The sequence below is a fragment of the Dyella sp. AtDHG13 genome, from assembly GCF_003201105.1.
In the GTDB taxonomy this organism is placed as follows: Bacteria; Pseudomonadota; Gammaproteobacteria; order Xanthomonadales; family Rhodanobacteraceae; genus Dyella; species Dyella jiangningensis_B.
Genome location: NZ_QICJ01000003.1, coordinates 420,867 through 440,383 on the forward strand (window position 1 = coordinate 420,867; position 19,517 = coordinate 440,383).

Here is a 19,517-nt window from a genome sequence, read left to right on the forward strand (position 1 = left end):
CGAAGGAACACCGATCCATGACAACGACCCATACCCCCGTTCACGGCGTGCGCAGTTTCGACCGCGACCTGATCGTGAAAGCCATCGCGGATTCGTTCCGCAAACTGTCGCCGAAACAGCAGTTCCGCAACCCGGTGATGTTCGTGGTGTTCGTGTGCAGCGTGCTGACCACCTTGCTGTGGGTGCAGGCGCTAGCCGGCCACGGCGAAGCGCCCACCGCCTTCATCTTCTGGGTGACGATCTGGCTGTGGTTCACGCTGTTGTTCGCCAACTTCGCCGAAGCGCTGGCCGAAGGCCGCGGCAAGGCCCAGGCCGCCGCGCTGCGCAGCTCGCGCAAGGACGTGGTGGCCAAGCGCCTCGCCGCGCCGACCAAGGATGCGGCGATCACCTTCATGCCGTCGTCCGACCTGCGCGTGGGCCATCACGTGCTGGTGGAAGCGGGCGATCAATTGCCCGGCGACGGCGAAGTGGTGATGGGCGCCGCCAGCGTGGACGAGAGCGCCATCACCGGCGAATCCGCGCCGGTGATCCGCGAATCGGGCGGCGACCGCAGCGCCGTCACCGGCGGCACGCGCGTGCTGTCGGACTGGCTGGTGGTGCGCATCACCGCCAATCCGGGCGAAAGCTTTCTGGACCGCATGATCGCGATGGTGGAAGGCGCGGCGCGCCGCAAGACGCCGAACGAGATCGCGCTGACCATCCTGCTGGCGAAGTTCACCCTGATCTTTTTGCTCGCCTGCGCCACGCTGCTGCCGTATTCCATCTACAGCGTGCAGGTGGCCGGCTCGGGCAATCCCATCACGCTCACCGTGCTGGTGGCGCTGCTGGTGTGCCTGATTCCCACCACCATCGGCGCGCTGCTGTCGGCCATCGGCATCGCCGGCATGGACCGCATGATCCGCGCCAACGTGATCGCCACCTCCGGCCGCGCGGTGGAAGCGGCGGGCGACGTAGACGTGCTGCTGCTCGACAAGACCGGCACCATCACGCTGGGCAACCGCCAGGCCGTGGCCTTCGTGCCGGCGCCCGGCGTGGAGGAAAACCGCCTGGCCGACGCCGCGCAGCTCGCATCGCTGGCCGACGAAACGCCCGAGGGCCGCAGCATCGTGGTGCTCGCCAAGGAGCGCTTCGGCATCCGCGAACGCCAGCTCGAGGAAGGCCACGCGGAGTTCGTGCCGTTCACCGCGCAGACCCGCATGAGTGGCGTCAACATCGGCGAGCGCCAGATCCGCAAGGGCGCGCTGGATGCGGTGGAGCGCTACCTGGATTCCCTGGGTAGCCACCTGCCGCCGCTGGTCAAGCGCATGGCCGAAGACATCGCGCGCCGAGGCGCCACGCCGCTTATCGTCACCGAAGGCGCCAGCGCGCTGGGCGTGATCGAGCTGAAGGACATCGTGAAGGGCGGCATCCGCGAGCGCTTCGCCGAAATGCGCCGCATGGGCATCAAGACCATCATGATCACCGGCGACAACCCGCTCACGGCGGCCGCCATCGCGGCGGAAGCCGGCGTGGACGACTTCCTCGCCGAAGCCACGCCCGAAGCCAAGCTCAAGCTGATCCGCAAGATCCAGGCCGAGAACCGCCTGGTGGCGATGTGCGGCGACGGCACCAACGATGCGCCCGCGCTGGCCCAGGCCGACGTGGCGGTGGCGATGAACACCGGCACCCAGGCGGCCAAGGAAGCCGGCAACATGGTGGACCTGGATTCCAACCCGACCAAGCTCATCGAAGTGGTGGAGATCGGCAAGCAGATGCTGATCACGCGCGGCTCGCTGACCACCTTCTCCATCGCCAACGATGTGGCCAAGTACTTCGCCATCATCCCGGCGGCCTTCGCCACCACCTACCCGGCGTTGAACACGCTCAACGTGATGAAGCTCGCCACGCCGCAGAGCGCCATCCTGTCGGCGGTGATCTTCAACGCGCTGATCATCATCTTCCTGATTCCCCTGGCGCTGAAGGGCGTGAAGTACCGCGCGCTGGGCGCCGGCGCACTGCTGCGCCGCAACCTGCTCGTCTACGGCCTGGGCGGCATCGCGGTGCCGTTCCTGGGTATCAAGGTGATCGATATGTTGCTGGTGGTTTGCGGTTTGGCGTGATGCTCTCGCTCGTCATTCCGGCGCAGGCCGGAATCCAGAAGCCGCTGTGATCGGTTTTCGCGAACACCAGGCGCGTTCGTTACTGGATTCCGGCCCTCGCCCCCTTTTGTGGGGTACGCCGGAATGACGGGATAGGAAAGGCATCGCGTTGTCATTCATCCCCGGAGTCTTTGCCATGCAAGTACTCAAGCTTTCCGTTTCGCTGCCAGACGACACCCACCCGGACATGGAGCTTCGTCTCTCCTCCAACGATTCCGCCTGCGACGTGGTGATCGCCTTGCCGACGCAAGCACGCGCGCGCATCGCGCCGCGCGACACCGAGGCGCCGCGCAGCGAACAGGACGACTACGTGCTCGGCGGCTACGCCGGCATCTGATACGAGGCCGCACGAAAGTGGCCCATCACACTTCCCCTACCCACAAGAAAAGGACGGCTCGCCCCGAGCCGATTTCAGGAACACCCATGATGTCCAAGAAGGTACTTTCGTTTGCGTTGATGTTGGCGCTGGCTCCCGCCGGCGAGGCGTGGGCGTCGCCGGCGGACATGCCGGCCGGCAGCACCGACGTGGCGCCCGCCGCGGCGCTCGGCGACAGCCAGGCCGCGCCCGTGGCCGCCAGCGGCGATTGTTCGCGCGGTTTCTTCTCGCGTCTTGCCGCTGCCTATCGCGAGGACGCACAGCCGGCCGACCCCAATGCGCCGGCCTCGACGCCGGCGCGCCGTGGCCTGGATTCGCCGTTTCCGTCGCCGCCGTTTCCTTCGTCGGAATGGCAGCTGGGCGGCGTGGACTATCCCATCGGCGTGCCCAACGAGAATTCCCAATATCCGCTGGAAAAAGCCTTGTCCTGCACGAGCCTCGGCCACTGGATGCAGGACAACCGCATCGAGGTGTACGGCTGGATCAACCCGTCGGCCAACCTCAGCACGTCCAGCCATAGCAACTATCCGCTGTCCTACGCCACGCGCCCCAATCGCGTGGAATTCGACCAGTTCCTGTTCCGTATCGAGCGCATTCCCGACACGGTGCAGACCGATCACATCGACTGGGGTTTCCACTTCGACGATCTGTATGGCTACGACTACCACTACACGACGATGAAGGGCGTCACCAGCAACCAGCTGCTCAACAACCCCAAGCCCAACAGCGCGCTCAACGGCAAGCTGTACGGCAACGATCCGATGATCGCGTACGTGGACCTGTACATTCCGTGGGTCGCGCAGGGCATGGTCATCACGGCAGGCCGTTATCTCTCGCTGCCGGACATCGAGGCGCAGTTCTCGCCGAACAACTACCTGCTGACGCACTCCATCCTCTACACGGTGGATGCGTACACCAACATGGGCATCATCACCACCACCAAGCTCAGCGACCAGTGGACGCTGCAGTTGGGCATCCATGGCGGTGACGATTCGGCCATCTGGGACAGCACCAGCCGCCTCACCGGCCAGGCCTGCGTGCGCTGGGTGTCCAAGTCCAACGACGACATGCTCTATCCCTGCGTGGAGTCGTTCAACGGCGCGCGCCAGACGTACAACAACCTGCAGGAATTCGTGATGACCTGGGGGCGCCGCTTCTCGCCGCAGGTGCACATGCTCACGGAGGCCTACTACATCTACGTGAAGGACCAGGCGCTGGCGACAGGGCCGGGCCAATCGCAGGCGCCGACGGGCGTGCCGGGCTATCCGCTGGGCGAGGCGCCGAGCTTCCCGCTGGGCAAGAACCCCGCCTACGGCATCGTGAACTACGTCAACGTGGAGGTGAGCCCGAAGGCTTACGTATCCGTGCGCAACGAGTTCTACGACGACAAGGACGGCCAGCGCACCGGCTTTGCCACGCGCTATTCCAGCCACACCGTCGGCATGACGTACTGGGCCACGCCGGATCTGGAGATTCGCCCGGAGCTGCGTTACGAGCACGCCTACGACTTCCCCGCCTACAACGGCGGCCTGAAGAATCACCAGACGACGGCACTGGTGGACGCCATCCTGCATTACTGAGGTAAAGACCATGAGCAAGCTGCTACGCAATGCCTTGACCATGCTGGTGCTGATGACGGCGATCACCGGCATCCTCTACCCGCTGGCCGTCACCGGCCTGGCCCAGGTGCTGTTCCCGTCGCAGGCGAACGGCAGCCTGATCGTGAAGGACGGCAAGCCGATCGGCTCCACGCTGATCGGCCAGTCCTTCGACGACCCCAAGTATTTCTGGGGCCGTCCGTCAGCCACCTCGCCGCAGCCGAACAATGCGGCCTCGTCCAACGCGTCCAACCTGGGGCCAACCAATCCCACGCTCACCGATGCGGTGAAGCAGCGCATCGATGCGTTGCGCGCCGCCGACCCCGGCAATACCCAGCCGGTGCCGGTGGACCTGGTCACGGCGTCGGGCAGCGGTCTCGACCCGGAGATCTCGCCGGCCGCCGCCGCCTATCAGGTAGACCGCGTGGCGAAGGCGCGTGGCCTGAGCGTGTCGCAGGTGCAGGCCATGGTGGCGATGGCGACCACCGGTCGCCAGTTCGGCCTGCTGGGCGAGCCGCGCGTGAATGTGCTCAAGCTCAATCTGGCGCTGGATGGCCGATAAGACGAGCCTTTACTCCCTCTCCCCGTTAGGGGAGGAGGGCTGGGGTGAGCCCCGAAAAGGGGGTAAAGGTCGGGTGCTCGCCACACCGTCACTGTCTGCGACGTTTCACTTCCGATAGCACCTGCCAAGCCCTAACCTAACTTCACTCACGTCACCGGCGCTCCCATGACCGAACCCTCCCGCGAAGCACGCGCCGATGCCTTGCTCGACTCCGTGGAGGAGGAACGCACGCGGCGCCTGAAGATCTTCCTCGGCGCCGCGCCGGGCGTGGGCAAGACCTACGCCATGCTCTCCGCCGCGCGCGAGCTCAAGCGGCAGGGCGTGGACGTGGTGGTCGGCCTGGTGGAAACGCATGGCCGGCAGGAAACCGCGGCGCTGCTGGAAGGCCTGGAACAGCTGCCGCGCCGCAAGGTCAACTACAAGGGGCGCGACTTCACCGAGTTCGATCTGGATGCCGCGCTGGCGCGCCGCCCCGACATCATCCTGGTCGACGAGCTGGCGCACACCAACCTGCCGGGCGGCCGCCACGAGCGGCGCTGGCAGGACATCGCCGAGCTGCTCGAAGCCGGCATCGAGGTCTACACCGCGCTCAACGTGCAGCACCTGGAAAGCCTCAACGACCAGGTGCGGCGCATCACCAATGTCACCGTGCGCGAAACCGTGCCGGATGCCTTCCTGGATCGCGCGCGCGACATCGTGCTGGTCGACCTGCCGCCGCGCGAGCTGATCCAGCGCCTGAAGCAGGGCAAGGTCTACGTGCCGGAGACGGCGGCCGCCGCGCTCGATGCGTTCTTCTCGCCCACCAACCTCGTCGCCTTGCGCGAACTGGCCGTGGATACCGTGGCCGGCCACGTGGACAGCGACCTGCGCGAGCACATGCTGGCGCGCGGCGGCGCCATGCCGGTGCGCCGGCGCGTGCTGGCCGCCATCGACGGACATTCGCAGAGCGAATACCTGGTGCGCATCGCGCGGCGCATCGCCGAACGGCGAGGCGCGCCGTGGAGCGTGGCCTTCGTCGACACCGGCGTGACGCTCGACAAGTCGCGCCGCGACCGACTGGATGCCGCCATGCGCCTTGCGCGCCGCCTGGGCGGCGACACCGTGGTGCTGCGCGGCCATGCCATCGCCGACGAGCTGATCGCGCATGCGGATCGTGAAGGCATCGGCCAGATCATCCTTGGCCGCACGCGCGAGCGGCCGTTGGCGCGCATGCTCGGTCGCTCGTTGACGCAACTGCTGCTGCGCCGTGGTGCGCACCTGGAACTCACCATCATCGCCACGCCCGCCGAGCGGGCCAAGTCGCGTCTGCGCCTGCGCATGCCAGGCGGCCGTGGGCGTCGCGGCGAATACATCTACGCCACGCTGGCAACACTTGTGGCATTCGGGCTGTCCTTCATCGCCGACCGTTATCTGTCGGTCGCCAACCTCTCGCTGATCTTCCTCACCGCCGTGCTGGTGGTGGCGGTGCGCACGCGCATGGCGGTGGCGGTGTACACGGCGGTGCTGTGCTTCCTCGGCTACAACTTCTTCTTCGCGCCGCCGCGCTACACCTTGATGATCGCCAACTTCGACGACGTGCTGGCCGTGTGCCTCTTCCTCGTCGCGGCGCTGGTGGCGAGCCGGCTGGCCACCAAGCTCGCCAGCCAGGTGGAATCGCTGCGCATGGCGCATGCGCAGGCGCGCGCCCTGCTGGCGCTGGGACAACGCCTGTCCACCAGCACCGATGCCGAAGGCATCCGCCGGGTGGGCGCCAGGGCACTGGCGGATGTGCTGCGCTGTGACGTGGCCGTGCTCGCACGCGATGCCAGCCAGGTGCTGCGCGTGGTGGCCGCCGCCCCGCGCGAGTTCGACCTGACCGCGCAGGACATGGGCGCCGCCGCGTGGTGCGAGCAGCATGCGGAGCAGGCCGGCCGCTACACCGACACGCTCAATGCCGCGCCGTGCTGGGTGTTGCCGCTGGGCAGCGACGACAATCATCTCGGCGTCGCAGCGCTGCGTTTTCCGCCGGGGCAGGGCGAGCCGTCCACCGACGAGCGCAGCCTGGCGCTGACCATGGTGCAGGACATCGGCCAGGCGCTGCAGCGCGCACGGCTCGCGGAGGAGCTGGAAGGCGCACGCGTGCAGGGCGAAACCGAGCGTTTGCGCAACGCGTTGCTCTCTTCGGTATCGCACGACCTGCGCTCGCCGCTGGCCTCGATGATCGGCTCCGCCGGCACGCTGTCCAGCTACGGCGACCAGCTGCCGCCGGAAGAACGCCTCGAACTGCTCGAAGCCATTCTCGGCGAAGGCCAGCGCCTGGACCGCTACATCCAGAACCTGCTCGACATGACACGCCTGGGCCACGGCACGCTCAAGCTCAATCGCGACTGGACCGACGTGGCCGAAATCGTCGCGGCATCCACCCTGCGCTTGCGCAAGCTGTTCCCCGATTTGCGCGTGGATACCGCGCTGCCGCCGCAGACCGTGCTGCTGTATGTGCATCCCGCACTGATCGAGCAGGCGCTGTTCAATATCCTGGAGAACGCCGCGCGCTTCTCGCCGCCCGGCGAAGCCGTGCGCGTCGTCGTGCGCACCAAGGGCGAGCAGGTGCAGATCGACGTGATCGACCGCGGCCCCGGCATACCCGAAGACGAGCGCGCGCGGATCTTCGACATGTTCTATTCGGTGTCGCGCGGCGACCGCGCGCCGCAGGGCACGGGTCTTGGCCTTGCCATCTGCCGCGGCATGATCGGCGCACACGGCGGCAGCGTGGAGGCCTTGCCGGGCGACGGCGTTGGCACCACCATTCGCATCACCTTGCCCTTGCCGGCGCCACCCGCGAACCACACATGACGTCCGCTGCGCGTGTCCTGGTCGTCGACGACGAGGCGCAGATCCGCAAATTCCTCGACATCGGCCTGCGCGCCGAAGGCTACGAGGTGCTGCTCGCGGCCAACGCGGCCGAAGGGCTGGCGCTGGCGGCCACGCGCTCGCCCGACCTGGTCATCCTCGACATCGGCCTGCCCGACAAGGAAGGGCATGAAGTTCTTGCCGAGCTGCGCCAGTGGAGCCACGTGCCCGTGGTGATGCTGTCCGTGCGCGATGCGGAAAGCGAAAAGGTGAAGGCGCTGGACGCCGGCGCCAACGACTACGTCACCAAGCCCTTCGGCATCCAGGAGCTGATGGCCCGCCTGCGCGCCCTCATGCGCAACCGCCAGGGCGAGCCCGAGGCCACCCAGCGCTACGATGATGGACGCCTCGCCATCGACCTGTCCCGGCGGGAGGTCTTCCTCGATGGCGCGCCGCTCTCGCTCACCCGCAAGGAATACGCCGTGCTGGCCCTGCTGTTGCGCCACGCCGGCCGCGTGGTGACCCAGCAACAGCTGCTGCGCGACATCTGGGGCGCCACCCACACCCACGACAGCCACTACCTGCGCATCGTGGTCGGCAAGCTGCGCCAGAAGCTGGGTGACGACCCGGCCGCCCCCCGCTGGCTCAAGACCGAGCCCGGGGTCGGCTACCGCTTCATCAGCGGCGCCTGAGCCGGGCCCGGCGTCGCAAGCCCTGAGAGCCCTTAGTGGTCTGATTCCCTGATACTTTTTCGCCCAACCCGGACAGCGGGGCAGGGCGAAGGCTGGCCGAATTCACAGTTACCCGCCGCCGGTCAACGCCTGTCTCCGCGGCCAGGGCACGGTTATGATGGCTGCCTGTTCAACATCCCGGCGCTGACCGCCCCAGAACGCAGCGCCGGCTCACAGAGGAAACAACATCCATGGCACGTGGCATCAACAAGGTCATCATCGTCGGCAACCTCGGCGCCGACCCGGAAACCCGCTACACCGGCAACGGCACCGCGATCACCAGCATCCGCATCGCGACCTCCGAAAACTGGACCGACAAGCAGAGCGGCGAAAAGCAGGAACGCACCGAGTGGCACCGCGTGAAGCTGTTCGGCCGCCTCGCCGAAATCGCCGGCGAATACCTGAAGAAGGGCCGCCAGGTCTACATCGAAGGCTCGCTGCGCACCGACAAGTACACCGACAAGGACGGCATCGAACGCTTCAGCACCGACATCATCGCCGCTGAAATGCAGATGCTCGGTGGCAACGCCGAAGGCGGCATGGGCGGCGGTGGCGGCGGCAACTTCCAGCGCTCGCAGGGCGGCGGCGGTGGCGGCCAGCGCCAGGGCGGCTACGGCGGTGGCGGCCAGCAGTCCCGCGGTGGCGACAACTACGGCAACCAGCAGCGCCAGTCCGCCCCGCCGGTGCAGAACAACAGCTTCGGCGACGACGATATTCCGTTCTAAAACGTACCTTAGACCATTGTTGTAAGGTTTTTAATCCTAAACCCCCGATTCGTCGGGGGTTTTCTTTTTTCTAAATGGATGTTTTCGAGTCGAATTCCATCCTGGATCATCGCCTAAGCTGCACCTTGGGAACTGTTGTGAACCCTCAGTCGGAGCGCGGAGATGCGACTTGGATATAGAACGCAAGGCTTCGTCCTGGGAAGCGGCGAGAGGTATTGCCTGCTCGTCGATCCCGACTCTGGCATGCCTCTTTTCTACCCGAACCTGTTTGTGACAACGCAAGTTCGAAATCGATCGCTATCGGTAGCCAGCATGGATGCTGCTTCTGCGGCGATCAACGTACTGCTTACCTATTGCACCGAGCGTGGGATCGATCTGGAGAGTCGAATCAGGGCACGGCGCTTTTTCAATCCCGCGGAGTTGGACGCAATCCGGGATGAGTGCCAGAGGCGCTGGAGCAAGCATGGTGGCCCTGCGGTCGTGCCGTTTCGGAGGCGCAAAGCAAGGCAGAGGATAGGGGCTGGAAGCGAATACGCCCGCTTGACACATATTGCGAACTACCTTCGCTGGCTCTCCCATACCCTGCTTGGATTCACGGTCGATGAGTCGACTGCACGTCAGATTGATCTGGTTCATCGTGGGTTGATCGGTCGGCGACCGGTTGGAAAACGGTCGGCTGCCGTCAAGTGTGGCCCGACTCCCGAACAGGTGGTCACACTTCAAGAAGTTGTTGACCCCACAGCAGGACATGCAGCGAGCACCGCGCCGCTTGCTTGGGTTGAGAAACCCTTGGATGGCCGCCAAGGGGTTGCCGCGCGGCCCCGCGAACGCAACGGGGTCACCGCCCCAGCCGGGCATGGCTCAACAGACAACGTGTCGATGATGCAAAACCCCCATCAGGGGGATAGGGCACTGCTTATCCCAGGGGCACACTCCGCTCATCACAGCGCGCCGTCACACGTTGATGAACGAGCAAGCGTGACAGGTTGACATCCGTGAGCTGCCCTGTCGTGTGCCGGGTAGTGACCCTGCTTTTATCTGTTTCCCGGAGTACGTCCATGGGCAAGAAAGTCGCTGAAATTCTCGTTGAGGTCCTGGAACAGGCGGGTGTTGAACGCTGCTACGGCATCGTTGGCGACACCCTCAATCTGTTTGCGGAAAGTTTGGACAAGAGTTCCATCGAGTGGGTCCATGTGCGCCACGAGGAAGCCGGTGCATTCGCAGCTGGGGCCGAAGCTCAGCTCACTGGCGGACTGACCGCATGCGCCGGCTCGTGTGGTCCCGGTAGCCTGCACTTCATCAACGGCCTGTACGAAGCCAATCGCAATCGTTCGCCGGTGGTCCTGATCGCGAGCCAGATCATGAGTAGCGAGCTGGGCTTTGAATTTATCCAGGAAGTGGATTTCAAGTCGCTATTCAAAGAGTGCTCGGTCTACTGCGAACAGATCTATACGCCTGAACAAGCACGTCGAAAAGTGGTGGCGGCGTGTCAAGCGGCGATCGCCTTGAAGGGTGTCGCGGTTCTCATCGTGCCAGTCGATATGTCGCATGGCGAGGTGAAAGAGGACTTCCCATATCGCGTGCATAACGCGCAGCCGCTTATTCGACCGAACGACCAGGAAATCAGCGACATCGCGAAGATCCTCAACGAGGGTCAGAAGATCGCTATCTATGCGGGGTCCGGTTGCGAAGGTGCGCTCGACGAGATCAAGGCGGTGGCTGACAGGCTCAAGGCGCCAGTCGCCCATACGTCTCGTGCCAAAGATGCACTGGCCTACGATAACCCGTACAACGTCGGCATGACCGGCATCTTAGGTAACGAAGCCGGATACAACGCCATCCTGGAGTGCGACACGCTACTCATGCTGGGCGCCGACTTTGCCTGGCGCCAGTTCTACCCAGACCACGCCCAGATTGTGCAGATCGACATCAAGCCGACGCACCTGGGCCGACGCCATCACGTGTCGCTCGGGGCGGTGGGCGACGTCAAGGCAACACTGCAGGCGCTTCTTCCGCATCTGGAAGAAAATCCGGACGAGTCGTTCCTTGGGGAATTTGTCGATCGCTACAAGAAGGTTATCGAGGAAACACAGAAGCACCTCAAGCCCGGTCATGACGACACCATCCCTGCCTCATACTTGATGTCGCGTATAAATAAGTATGCGGCCGATGACTCTTTGCTGGTTGCCGACGACGGATCACCCATTGTCTGGGCCACTCGCCATTTCGACGCCAACGGTAAGCGGCGCATTTTTGGCAGTCTTCTCCATGGAACCATGGCTTCCGCACTGTCCAGCTCATTTGGCTTGCAAAAAGCCGCACCTGACCGCCAGGTCATCGCCTGTTGCGGCGATGGCGGGCTCACTATGCTCTTTGGTGAACTGATCACGACCATTCAAGAGAACATACCGGTCAAGATCATCGTGTTTGACAACGGCAAGCTGGGTTTTGTGGAAATCGAACAGAAGGCCGAAGGTATCCTGGACACCTTCACCAAGCTCAAGAACCCGGACTTCGGCAAGGTGGCTGAGGCCATTGGGCTGTGGGGCAAAACGGTCAATAAAGCTGCCGATCTCGATGGCGCGATCCAAGAGTTGCTGGCCCAGCCGGGTCCTGGTCTGCTCAACGTCATCGTCAATCAGTTGGAACTGGTGAAGCCACCCATGATTGAGTTGAAGCCGGTGGTAGGCATGGCTTTGTATTCCGCGCGCGCCATTCTGCACGGACGTGGCGCAGATGTGCTGGAAATGATCCGCGAAAATATCTGAGTTTTCTGGGCCGCACGCAGCCTCGTTCGCAGGCCCTTCCGGGACCACCCTTCGGGGTGGCCTTTACTCGCGGTGTTCCAGCGATTTAGGCAGCCACCTGCGCAAACCGTTGTGAAGCGGGCAGTACTGGGCCATCGACAGGTTGCCGTCGGAGACGCCCAGTTGCCTCATCACCGTGGTCGACAAACGACCTTGGCCAGCCCGACTCGCACAGAGGTTTGTCGGATGCACATCTTTCATAGGCAACCATTCCATTTGGCAACACGCACGGCGACGCTGGTAGTCGCCGGTGCGTTGCTCTGCGCATGCAGCCAATCGCCTTCGCGAAACATCTTGGGGTCTTACTTTCCGACATGGATGCTTTGCGCTTTGGTCGGCATCGTTGGCACCTTTGTCTTGCGCGCTGTGTTGGCCAAGGCCGATATCGACAAAGATCTTCCTGTTCCCGTGCTCGTTTATCTAAGTGTCTGGATCGCCATCACCCTGGCGGTCTGGCTGTTCTGGTTGGGCTAAGGAGAGACGCACATGTCTACAAAGCGTCTTGCCGCACGCGTGATCGCCTTCCTTTCCTTCGCTCTTGCGCTGGTACTCATCGTTGTATGTGTGATTGTCGTGGACCGGCGGCCACGCACGCACGACGGCTATGTCTACGCCTATAGCGCCTTGCTCACGCCGGAGGTAAGCGGTCGCATCGTGGCGATCCAAATCCGCAATGATCAAGTGGTTCATAAGGGCGATGTGCTTTTGCGCATCGATCCCGAGCCCTTTCAATACAAGTTGGAACAGGCAAAAGCACAAGTGGCCGCACTGAAGGCGCAGATCGACCTTACCGGCCGACAAGTGACTTCCCAAGGCTCCGGCGCCGAGGCTGCCGCGCGGCAGGTGGATCGTGCACGCCAGCAAGTCTCTCTTGCGCAGGACACGCGAAAGCGCCTGGAGCCATTGGCGGCCCGGGGCTTCGCCACCGCACAGCAGCTCGATCAGGCGCAGACCGATGAGCGCAGCGCGGAAGCACAACTGGCCTCTTCCATCCAACAAGCATCGCAAGCCAAGGAAGCCATCGGCGATGTGGAAAGCCTGAAAGCGCAGTTGCTGGGAGCCATGGCGGCACAGCAGCTGGCCGAGCGTGACCTGAGAGAAACGACGATCAACGCCCCCTTCAATGGGCGCGTCGTTGGTTTCAACCTGGCGCAGGGATCCTTCGCCACGGCGGGGCACCCGCTGCTGACCGTGATCGATGACGACAATTGGTACGCCATCGCCAACTTCCGCGAAACAGACCTTGCGCATCTACACGCGGGGGACGTGGCCACGGTATGGGTTATGGGCCATGACGACCAACCGCTTGCCGGCTCGGTCGAAAGCCTGGGCCCTGGCGTGCAACCCACCGGTTCCGTGGGACCGGGTTTGCCGCAAGTAGACCGTAATCTCAACTGGGTGGTGGTGGCGCAGCGTTTTCCCGTCTGGATCCATTTGCGACGCAGCGACGCGTCTTTCCTGCGCATTGGCGCAACGGCTTCGGTGCGGGTGACACATGATCACGCAGGCTGAAACCGCGACAGATCAAATCTCGTCATTCGTAGGCCGGGAGCTGGCGCTCACGCCCGAGCGCCGACGTTCGATCGCACGCATCTCGCTTGGTTGTGCGGTCATGGTTGCCGTCACCATGACATTCAAAGTTCCGCTACCTGCGTACGCCGCCTATCTTGTCTTTATCGCTAGCCAGGAAGACGCGGCGTCCACCCTGAAGACCTCACTGGGCGGCGTCGTCGCGGCCACCATCGCGGTAGCGATTTCGCTGCTGTTCTACATCTTCGATGCCGGGGAGCCAGCACTGCGCATCCCGCTGCTCGCACTCAGCACCTTCGCCGGTGCTTTCTTTACCCGCACCAGCTCGTTGGGGCCGATTGCGTTTTTGTCCGGCTACATACTGGTGCTGACGCAAACGCTGGCGGACGAAATCCCCTTCACCGATCCGCTGACTCATCAACTACTTTGGCTGTGGGTCGTGGTGGCGGCACCGATCGCGGTCACGGCCACCATGCATCTGTTGTTTGGCGAAAGCCCCGTGGCCTTGTCACAGCAACGCGCCGCCAATCTGTTCGAACGCCTGGCTCGCCATGTCGAAGATCCTTGCTCCGAGCCGGCGAACAGGCTGCGCGATGAACTGATCGCGCTGAGCCAACTCAAGAACAAGGCGCTTCAGTGGGACAAGCAGCTAAAGGTGTTTGCCCAGGAGGACGACACCCTGATTGCCTTGCTGCTTGAGACCCTGGCGATTTCCTCGCATCTATCAGACGAGGACCCGGACACCCGGCGCAACGCATCCGCGGCCATACGTGCCGCCGGAAGAGCATTCGTCCGGAGACGCCATTCGCATGCCGAACCCGAGCGTCCTTCCTCGCTTGATCCCGTGAAGCCTTCGACGCAGGCGACTGGGCGCTCACTGCAATGTGCCGTTCGTGAGCTTCTTGACTGCGCCCGGGGTGTGGCTGCTGTCGTTGCCCGAGTCGAGCCGGCTTCGCCAGGCACGCATCGCTTCCTGGTGCCCGACGCTCTTCTGAACCGTGGACACGCGCGCTTCGCCATCAAGGTCATGCTGGCGGTGCTCGGCTCGTATGCAACTTATACGCTGCTTGACTGGCCAGGCATCCGCACGGCCGTCACCACGTGCTTCTTCGTGTCGCTGTCGACGTTCGGCGAGAGCATGCACAAGTTCACGCTACGTGCCTCCGGCGCCCTCATCGGTGGTCTGATGGCCGGTCTGTGCATCGTCTTCGTCATGCCGCTGCTAACGGATATCGGGCAACTTTGCCTGTTGATCGCTGCGGTATCGGCTTTCGCCGCCTGGATATCCACGGGGAGTCAAGCGATCAGCTATGCCGGCATGCAACTGGCCTTCGCCTTCTTCTTGGGCGTACTGCAAGACTACGGACCGAACACGGATCTCACGGTTTTGCGCGATCGCATCGTCGGCATCCTGATAGGCAACCTATGGGTGACGCTGGTCTTCGCATCCCTATGGCCGGTAAGTGCTGCCCAACAGGCGCGTGCCTTGCGTGCAGCTGCCTTGAAAAAGATCAGTGCCATGCTGCGGAGTTCGCATGGAAGATCGTACCAAGACTTTTTTCTGATCCAGCAGGACTTGTCGCGCGCCGACACGATGCAGGCACGCGCCGCCTTCGAATGGCGAAACATCAGCAAAAACAAGCAAGAACCGTCACTCGACGCCGCCGAGCGCATCGCGACGCATGCGCTCATCCTTCTGCGTGTGCGTGACGCAGAATCGCATGGCACTGCGATGACAGAGGCGAATGCTCAGCTCGCTTTACAGATCGATGCGCTGCTCGATGCCGGCCAAGCCCCGCCAAGAATGTCAGACCTGCCAGAAACGACATCTTCATTGCTACATCAAGCCCGCGCTCAACTTGAAGAGGATCTTGGCCATGTCACGCGTTTCCGCTGAGCACCGGACGCTTCGGTGCCGGATGCTGGCTGTTGCTCTGGTGCTCTATGGTGGAGCGGGGCAGGTCTATGCACAACTTGGCGACGCGCGTTCAGCCGTATCCACGACGAAGCTCATCGGGGAGCACAAGGTTTACTCACTGCAAGATCTGATTGGCGTGGCGCTGGAGAGCAATCCATCGTATCTGGAGGCGGAGCAGCAGGCACTTCACGCTCATCTCGAAACATCTCTGGTGAGGGCTCAGTACGCCCCGCAAGTCAACATCAAAGCCCTGGCTGGCAACGAGCACACGCCTCTACCGATTACGCGCAACGTCTCGCCTCGTGGCTACATCGTATCGACTTCTCGCGAGATTATTCCTTCTCTTCAATTGAAGTGGCTGCTATTTGATTTTGGACGCAAGAAGGGCCAGGTGGAGGAAGCCACGCAGCTGGCTCTGGCCGCTGAGTCTGGCCTATTGGGAGCGCAAGAGAAGCTCGTGTTTGAGGTTTCACGCGCCTACTTCGACGTGATGTCTGCACAGGGAAAGGTGCGTGCGGCAGAGAAGGGCTTGCATGCGGCACAGCTCATGGAAGAAGCCGTCAACGATCAGAAGCAGCATGGACGCGCCACGGTAGTTCAGGTGGCGGAAGCCCATAGGCAGACGGCGGCTGCGCAAGTTACCCTCACGAGAGCCTCAGGCGCTGCGCAGACAGCATTTGCGATGCTAGTGGCCACGGTGGGGCTGCCTGCGGAATCGCAGTTTCAACTGTCGTCACCTTCAGGCGTAGGCCTGGACGCTGTCCAGAAACCCACTCTTGCGGCGCTGATCGATACCGCCATGGGCAATCGACCGGACATTCTCGCCGCGCAAAGCAAGGTGGCAGCTGCAGCCGCAAAGGTTGCGGCCACCAAGGCCGACTACCACCCTACCATCAGCATCGAAGCCCAGGTCTACCAGAATATCGGCAAAACCAGCAGCGACAACAGCCCGTTCTCCAGTATCAATCTCACCGGCAACAGTATCTTCGTAGCGTTCGAGCTCCCGCTATTTGACGGTGGAGCGCGCGCAACCAAGGTATCTCTAGCCAGTTCGGAGAGAGCACAAGCGGAAGACGCATTGGCCGAGACCAAAAATCTCGCCGTCCAGCAAGTCGTGCAAAGCTACAACGACCTGAAGACCAGTGTGGACAACCGCAGGCAGGCAGTCGATTACACCCAGGCGACCGAGATCGCGTATCAAGCTTCTCTTGACTCGTACAGGCACGGCATGGCCAGCGTCACCGATCTAACCAATGACGAGGCTGCGTTCGCTCAGGCCGAAGCCAGCCAGGAAGATGCCAATGCAGATGTCATGATCGCGCAAGCCGCGTTAGCGCTGGCAACCGGTCAGCGTACCGCGGGGCCTTAGCCTCGTCGCCCCTCGCGCCCACTCGCGAGCTTTATGGCTTGATCCCACCGTCGTGCGGAACTTACGGGGCCGTCTGCAGAAGTCGAATGGCGAAGACGCCTTGGCGGGCGTTTTGATGCCTCGAGGAATGGGACTTCAAGATGCTGCGCTGCTCCAACGGGGGGGCCTCGAACCAGCGTAGGCGTCTACAACGGGTTAGCCTTGCATGCCACATAGCTTCATGATCAGGCGCAGCAGTGACGCCGCGACGGCCAAGGAGCAGGCGCTTGCTAGCCATATGGCGATAAACCATCCGAAACGCCGAGTCCATAGGCTGACCGGCTTTGCTGCGCCGATCATCAGTGGTAGCCCTCGGTCGTTCCGATCTTGCCGCGAAACACAAAGTAGGACCAGGCGCTGTAGGCAAGGATAAACGGAATGATCAGCAGGGCGCCTACAAGGGCGAAGCCCATGCTCTGCTCCGGCCCCGCTGCATCGCGAAACGAGATGGATGGCGGGACGATATGGGGCCATATGCTGATGATCAGCCCCGTATAGCCCAGGAACAGAAGAAACAGCGTCAAGACAAACGGCTTTGCCTGACCGTCGCGTCGCAACGACCTCACGACGGCCCATGATGTAAAGAGAACCAAGATCGGCACGGGACAGAAGAACGCGATATTCGGCAACACGAACCATCGCTGTGCAATACCTGGGTGAGCCAGCGGCGTCCACACGCTCACTATCGCTATGGCAACCAACAAGATCATGAGCAACAGCTGTGCCGCCCTGCGCATGAGACCTTGGATGAGGCCATCTGTCTTCATGACTAGCCACGTCGCGCCCAGGAGGCCATAAGCGACAACGAGACAGAGGCCAGTGAATACACTGAAGGGCGACAGAAAATCGAGCGCGCCTCCGGTGAAGACCAGGTTGTCCACGCTAAAGCCGTTGATGATGGCACCCAAAGCGACACCCTGCGAGAGGGTGGCGATGAATGATCCCCACGTGAAGGCTTTATCCCAGAATGGCTTGTGCGCTTCGTCTGCCTTGAAACGAAATTCGAAAGCGACGCCGCGCAAGATCAGCCCGATCAACATGAAGATGAGCGGAAAATACAGCGCGCTAAGCAAAATGGAGTAGGCCGTAGGAAACGCTGCGAGCAGTCCCGCTCCCCCCAGGACAAGCCACGTTTCATTGCCGTCCCACACGGGCGCCACCGTGTTAACCATCCGGTCGCGGTCCTCCCGATGGCGTATCAGCGGCAGAAGCATGCCGATACCCAGATCGAAGCCGTCCATGATGACGTACATCATCAACCCGAAGCCGATGATGACCGTCCAGATAAGTGGCAGATCAATGCCCATCAGTTCCCCCTAGCCAGTTCATTTGGTGATCGCAGGATCGATGTTGTCCGGCGCTGCGGAGAGCGGTCGCGCCGGACGCCTGACCTGGTTTTGCTCCAGTCGGTGCGCGCCGCGGACGCCGTGCGGCCCCTTGGCTACAAGCTTCAACATGTAGCTCACGCCGGTGCCGAACACGAAGACGTACACGACCACGAAGATCGCCAGCGTGGTGGATACGGCTGCGGCCGAATGGTTCGAAACCGCGTTTTCCGTTCGGAGCAGCCCATAAACCAACCACGGCTGGCGACCAATTTCAGTGGTCATCCAACCGGCCAAAAGGGCGATCAAGCCGCTGGGGCCCATGAGCGTTGCAAATCGTAGGAAGAGGTGCGAGCTATAGAGGCGTTTGCGTACGCGCAGCACGGCACCCCACAGACCGAGCAGCAGCATCAAGAAACCGAGCCCTGCCATCAGGCGGAAGGTCCAGAACACGATGCTCGAATTGGGTCGATCGGCCTTGGGAAAGGACTTCAATGGCGGGATTTGCCCATGAAGACTATGCGTAAGCAAGATGCTGCCCAGGCGCGGCACTTCCACAGCAGCATGGGTTACTTCGGCTTCCATGTCGGGGAACCCAACCAGGACCAGCGGGCTGCTATCTCCCGTGCTTTCCCAGTGCCCTTCAATGGCAGCAATTTTTGCGGGCTGGTATTTGAGTGTGTTCAGGCCATGCGCGTCACCCAGAAAAATTTGAATGGGCGCAACGATGACGATCATCCACATCGCCATCGACAGCATCGTGCGCACCGCCTCGCTACTGTGTCCCTTCAGGAGATGCCACGCGCCTGAGGCGCCGACGAATAGCGCGGTCGATAGATATGCCGCCACCGTCATATGAGCCAGGCGGAACGGGAAGGAAGGGTTGAAAATCACTTTCAGCCAGTCGACAGGGATCGCGCGGCCATTGACGATGACAAAGCCTTGCGGTGTCTGCATCCAGCTATTGGACGCCAGGATCCAGGTGGTGGATATCAAGGTGCCAACGGCCACCATGACCGTGGCGAAGAAGTGCAGGCCAGGACCCACCTTGTCGCGACCGAACAGCATGACGCCGAGAAAGCCGGCTTCAAGAAAGAATGCGGTCAATACTTCGTAAGCAAGCAGCGGCCCTGTAATGCCGCCGGCCACCGAAGAGAACTGGCTCCAGTTGGTACCGAACTCGTAGGCCATCACTAGGCCGGAAACGACCCCCATGCCGAAATTGACGGCAAAGACGTGCATCCAGAACTGATAGAGGTCTTGGTAAACGCGCTCTTTCTTCCAAAGCCATAAGGCCTCTAGCACCACCAGAAAGCTGGCCAGGCCGATGGTGATGGCAGGGAAGATGATGTGGACCGACACCGTGAAGGCAAACTGCATTCTCGACAATTCGAGCGACGTCAAGCCGAACATATGGGATCCTCGGGGCGCATGGCGGGCTCATGATCAAACAGGGGTCTGACCTGGCTATAGGCGGCTCAGAAGGATGACGGTGGCCGCATTGACCTTCGCAAATGTCGCGAGGTAATTAGGGTTAACGGGAATAGCGCTCAGGTCGATCGGCTCGCCA

At 62.5% G+C, this 19,517-nt stretch carries 14 protein-coding genes; 12 read left to right on the forward strand and 2 right to left on the reverse strand.

Features of this window, described 5'->3' with window-relative positions:
* The first annotated feature begins 17 nt into the window (after window positions 1-17).
* The 12 genes from kdpB to BDW41_RS08015 all read left to right on the forward strand — a co-directional run bounded on the left by kdpB (window position 18) and on the right by BDW41_RS08015 (window position 16,583).
* Window positions 18-2,099 carry a potassium-transporting ATPase subunit KdpB gene (gene kdpB / locus BDW41_RS07960; RefSeq protein ID WP_074545616.1) on the forward strand — a complete coding sequence of 694 codons (2,082 nt, stop codon included), beginning with the start codon at window positions 18-20 and terminating at the stop codon, window positions 2,097-2,099.
* Between the two features lie 175 nt (window positions 2,100-2,274).
* Entirely contained in the window at window positions 2,275-2,475 is a 201-nt protein-coding gene (locus tag BDW41_RS07965) for a hypothetical protein (RefSeq protein ID WP_074545613.1), read from the forward strand.
* A gap of 167 nt (window positions 2,476-2,642) precedes the next feature.
* Window positions 2,643-4,094, forward strand: coding sequence for an outer membrane beta-barrel protein (locus tag BDW41_RS07970; protein WP_343125758.1), 1,452 nt, complete (start codon window positions 2,643-2,645; stop codon window positions 4,092-4,094).
* A 10-nt stretch (window positions 4,095-4,104) separates the two neighbouring features.
* The gene (gene kdpC / locus BDW41_RS07975) at window positions 4,105-4,674 is read left to right on the forward strand and encodes a potassium-transporting ATPase subunit KdpC (protein WP_074545610.1); all 570 of its coding nucleotides are present in this window, start codon (window positions 4,105-4,107) and stop codon (window positions 4,672-4,674) included.
* Between the two features lie 165 nt (window positions 4,675-4,839).
* Window positions 4,840-7,506: a sensor histidine kinase KdpD gene (locus BDW41_RS07980; protein WP_074545607.1), complete on the forward strand. Its 2,667-nt coding sequence runs from the start codon at window positions 4,840-4,842 to the stop codon at window positions 7,504-7,506.
* Window positions 7,503-8,195, forward strand: coding sequence for a response regulator transcription factor (locus BDW41_RS07985; protein ID WP_074545604.1), 693 nt, complete (start codon window positions 7,503-7,505; stop codon window positions 8,193-8,195). The genes BDW41_RS07980 and BDW41_RS07985 overlap by 4 nt, the downstream gene beginning before the upstream one ends.
* A 230-nt stretch (window positions 8,196-8,425) precedes the next feature.
* On the forward strand, window positions 8,426-8,959 hold the full coding sequence (gene ssb, locus BDW41_RS07990) for a single-stranded DNA-binding protein (RefSeq protein WP_074545599.1): 534 nt from the start codon (window positions 8,426-8,428) through the stop codon (window positions 8,957-8,959).
* A 1,058-nt stretch (window positions 8,960-10,017) separates the two neighbouring features.
* Window positions 10,018-11,727: a thiamine pyrophosphate-dependent enzyme gene (locus BDW41_RS07995; RefSeq protein ID WP_074545595.1), complete on the forward strand. Its 1,710-nt coding sequence runs from the start codon at window positions 10,018-10,020 to the stop codon at window positions 11,725-11,727.
* Window positions 11,728-11,952: 225 nt separating this feature from the next.
* Window positions 11,953-12,240 carry a YtcA family lipoprotein gene (locus tag BDW41_RS08000; RefSeq protein ID WP_074545591.1) on the forward strand — a complete coding sequence of 96 codons (288 nt, stop codon included), beginning with the start codon at window positions 11,953-11,955 and terminating at the stop codon, window positions 12,238-12,240.
* 12 nt (window positions 12,241-12,252) lie between these two features.
* On the forward strand, window positions 12,253-13,278 hold the full coding sequence (locus BDW41_RS08005; RefSeq protein WP_074545588.1) for an HlyD family efflux transporter periplasmic adaptor subunit: 1,026 nt from the start codon (window positions 12,253-12,255) through the stop codon (window positions 13,276-13,278).
* Window positions 13,262-15,193, forward strand: a complete 1,932-nt coding sequence (locus BDW41_RS08010; RefSeq protein WP_074545584.1) for an FUSC family protein — start codon at window positions 13,262-13,264, stop codon at window positions 15,191-15,193. The genes BDW41_RS08005 and BDW41_RS08010 overlap by 17 nt, the downstream gene beginning before the upstream one ends.
* Window positions 15,174-16,583 (forward strand): TolC family protein, encoded by a 1,410-nt coding sequence (locus tag BDW41_RS08015; protein WP_074545582.1) that lies wholly within the window; start codon window positions 15,174-15,176, stop codon window positions 16,581-16,583. Before BDW41_RS08010 ends, BDW41_RS08015 begins: the two co-directional genes overlap by 20 nt.
* Before the next feature lie 338 nt (window positions 16,584-16,921).
* On the opposite strand, the gene cydB is transcribed toward BDW41_RS08015, so the two are convergent.
* Both cydB and BDW41_RS08030 read right to left on the reverse strand, forming a co-directional pair.
* On the reverse strand, window positions 16,922-17,929 hold the full coding sequence (gene cydB / locus BDW41_RS08025; protein ID WP_074545578.1) for a cytochrome d ubiquinol oxidase subunit II: 1,008 nt from the start codon (window positions 17,927-17,929) through the stop codon (window positions 16,922-16,924).
* An 18-nt stretch (window positions 17,930-17,947) separates the two neighbouring features.
* Window positions 17,948-19,360: a cytochrome ubiquinol oxidase subunit I gene (locus tag BDW41_RS08030; protein WP_074545574.1), complete on the reverse strand. Its 1,413-nt coding sequence runs from the start codon at window positions 19,358-19,360 to the stop codon at window positions 17,948-17,950.
* Window positions 19,361-19,517 lie beyond the last annotated feature (157 nt).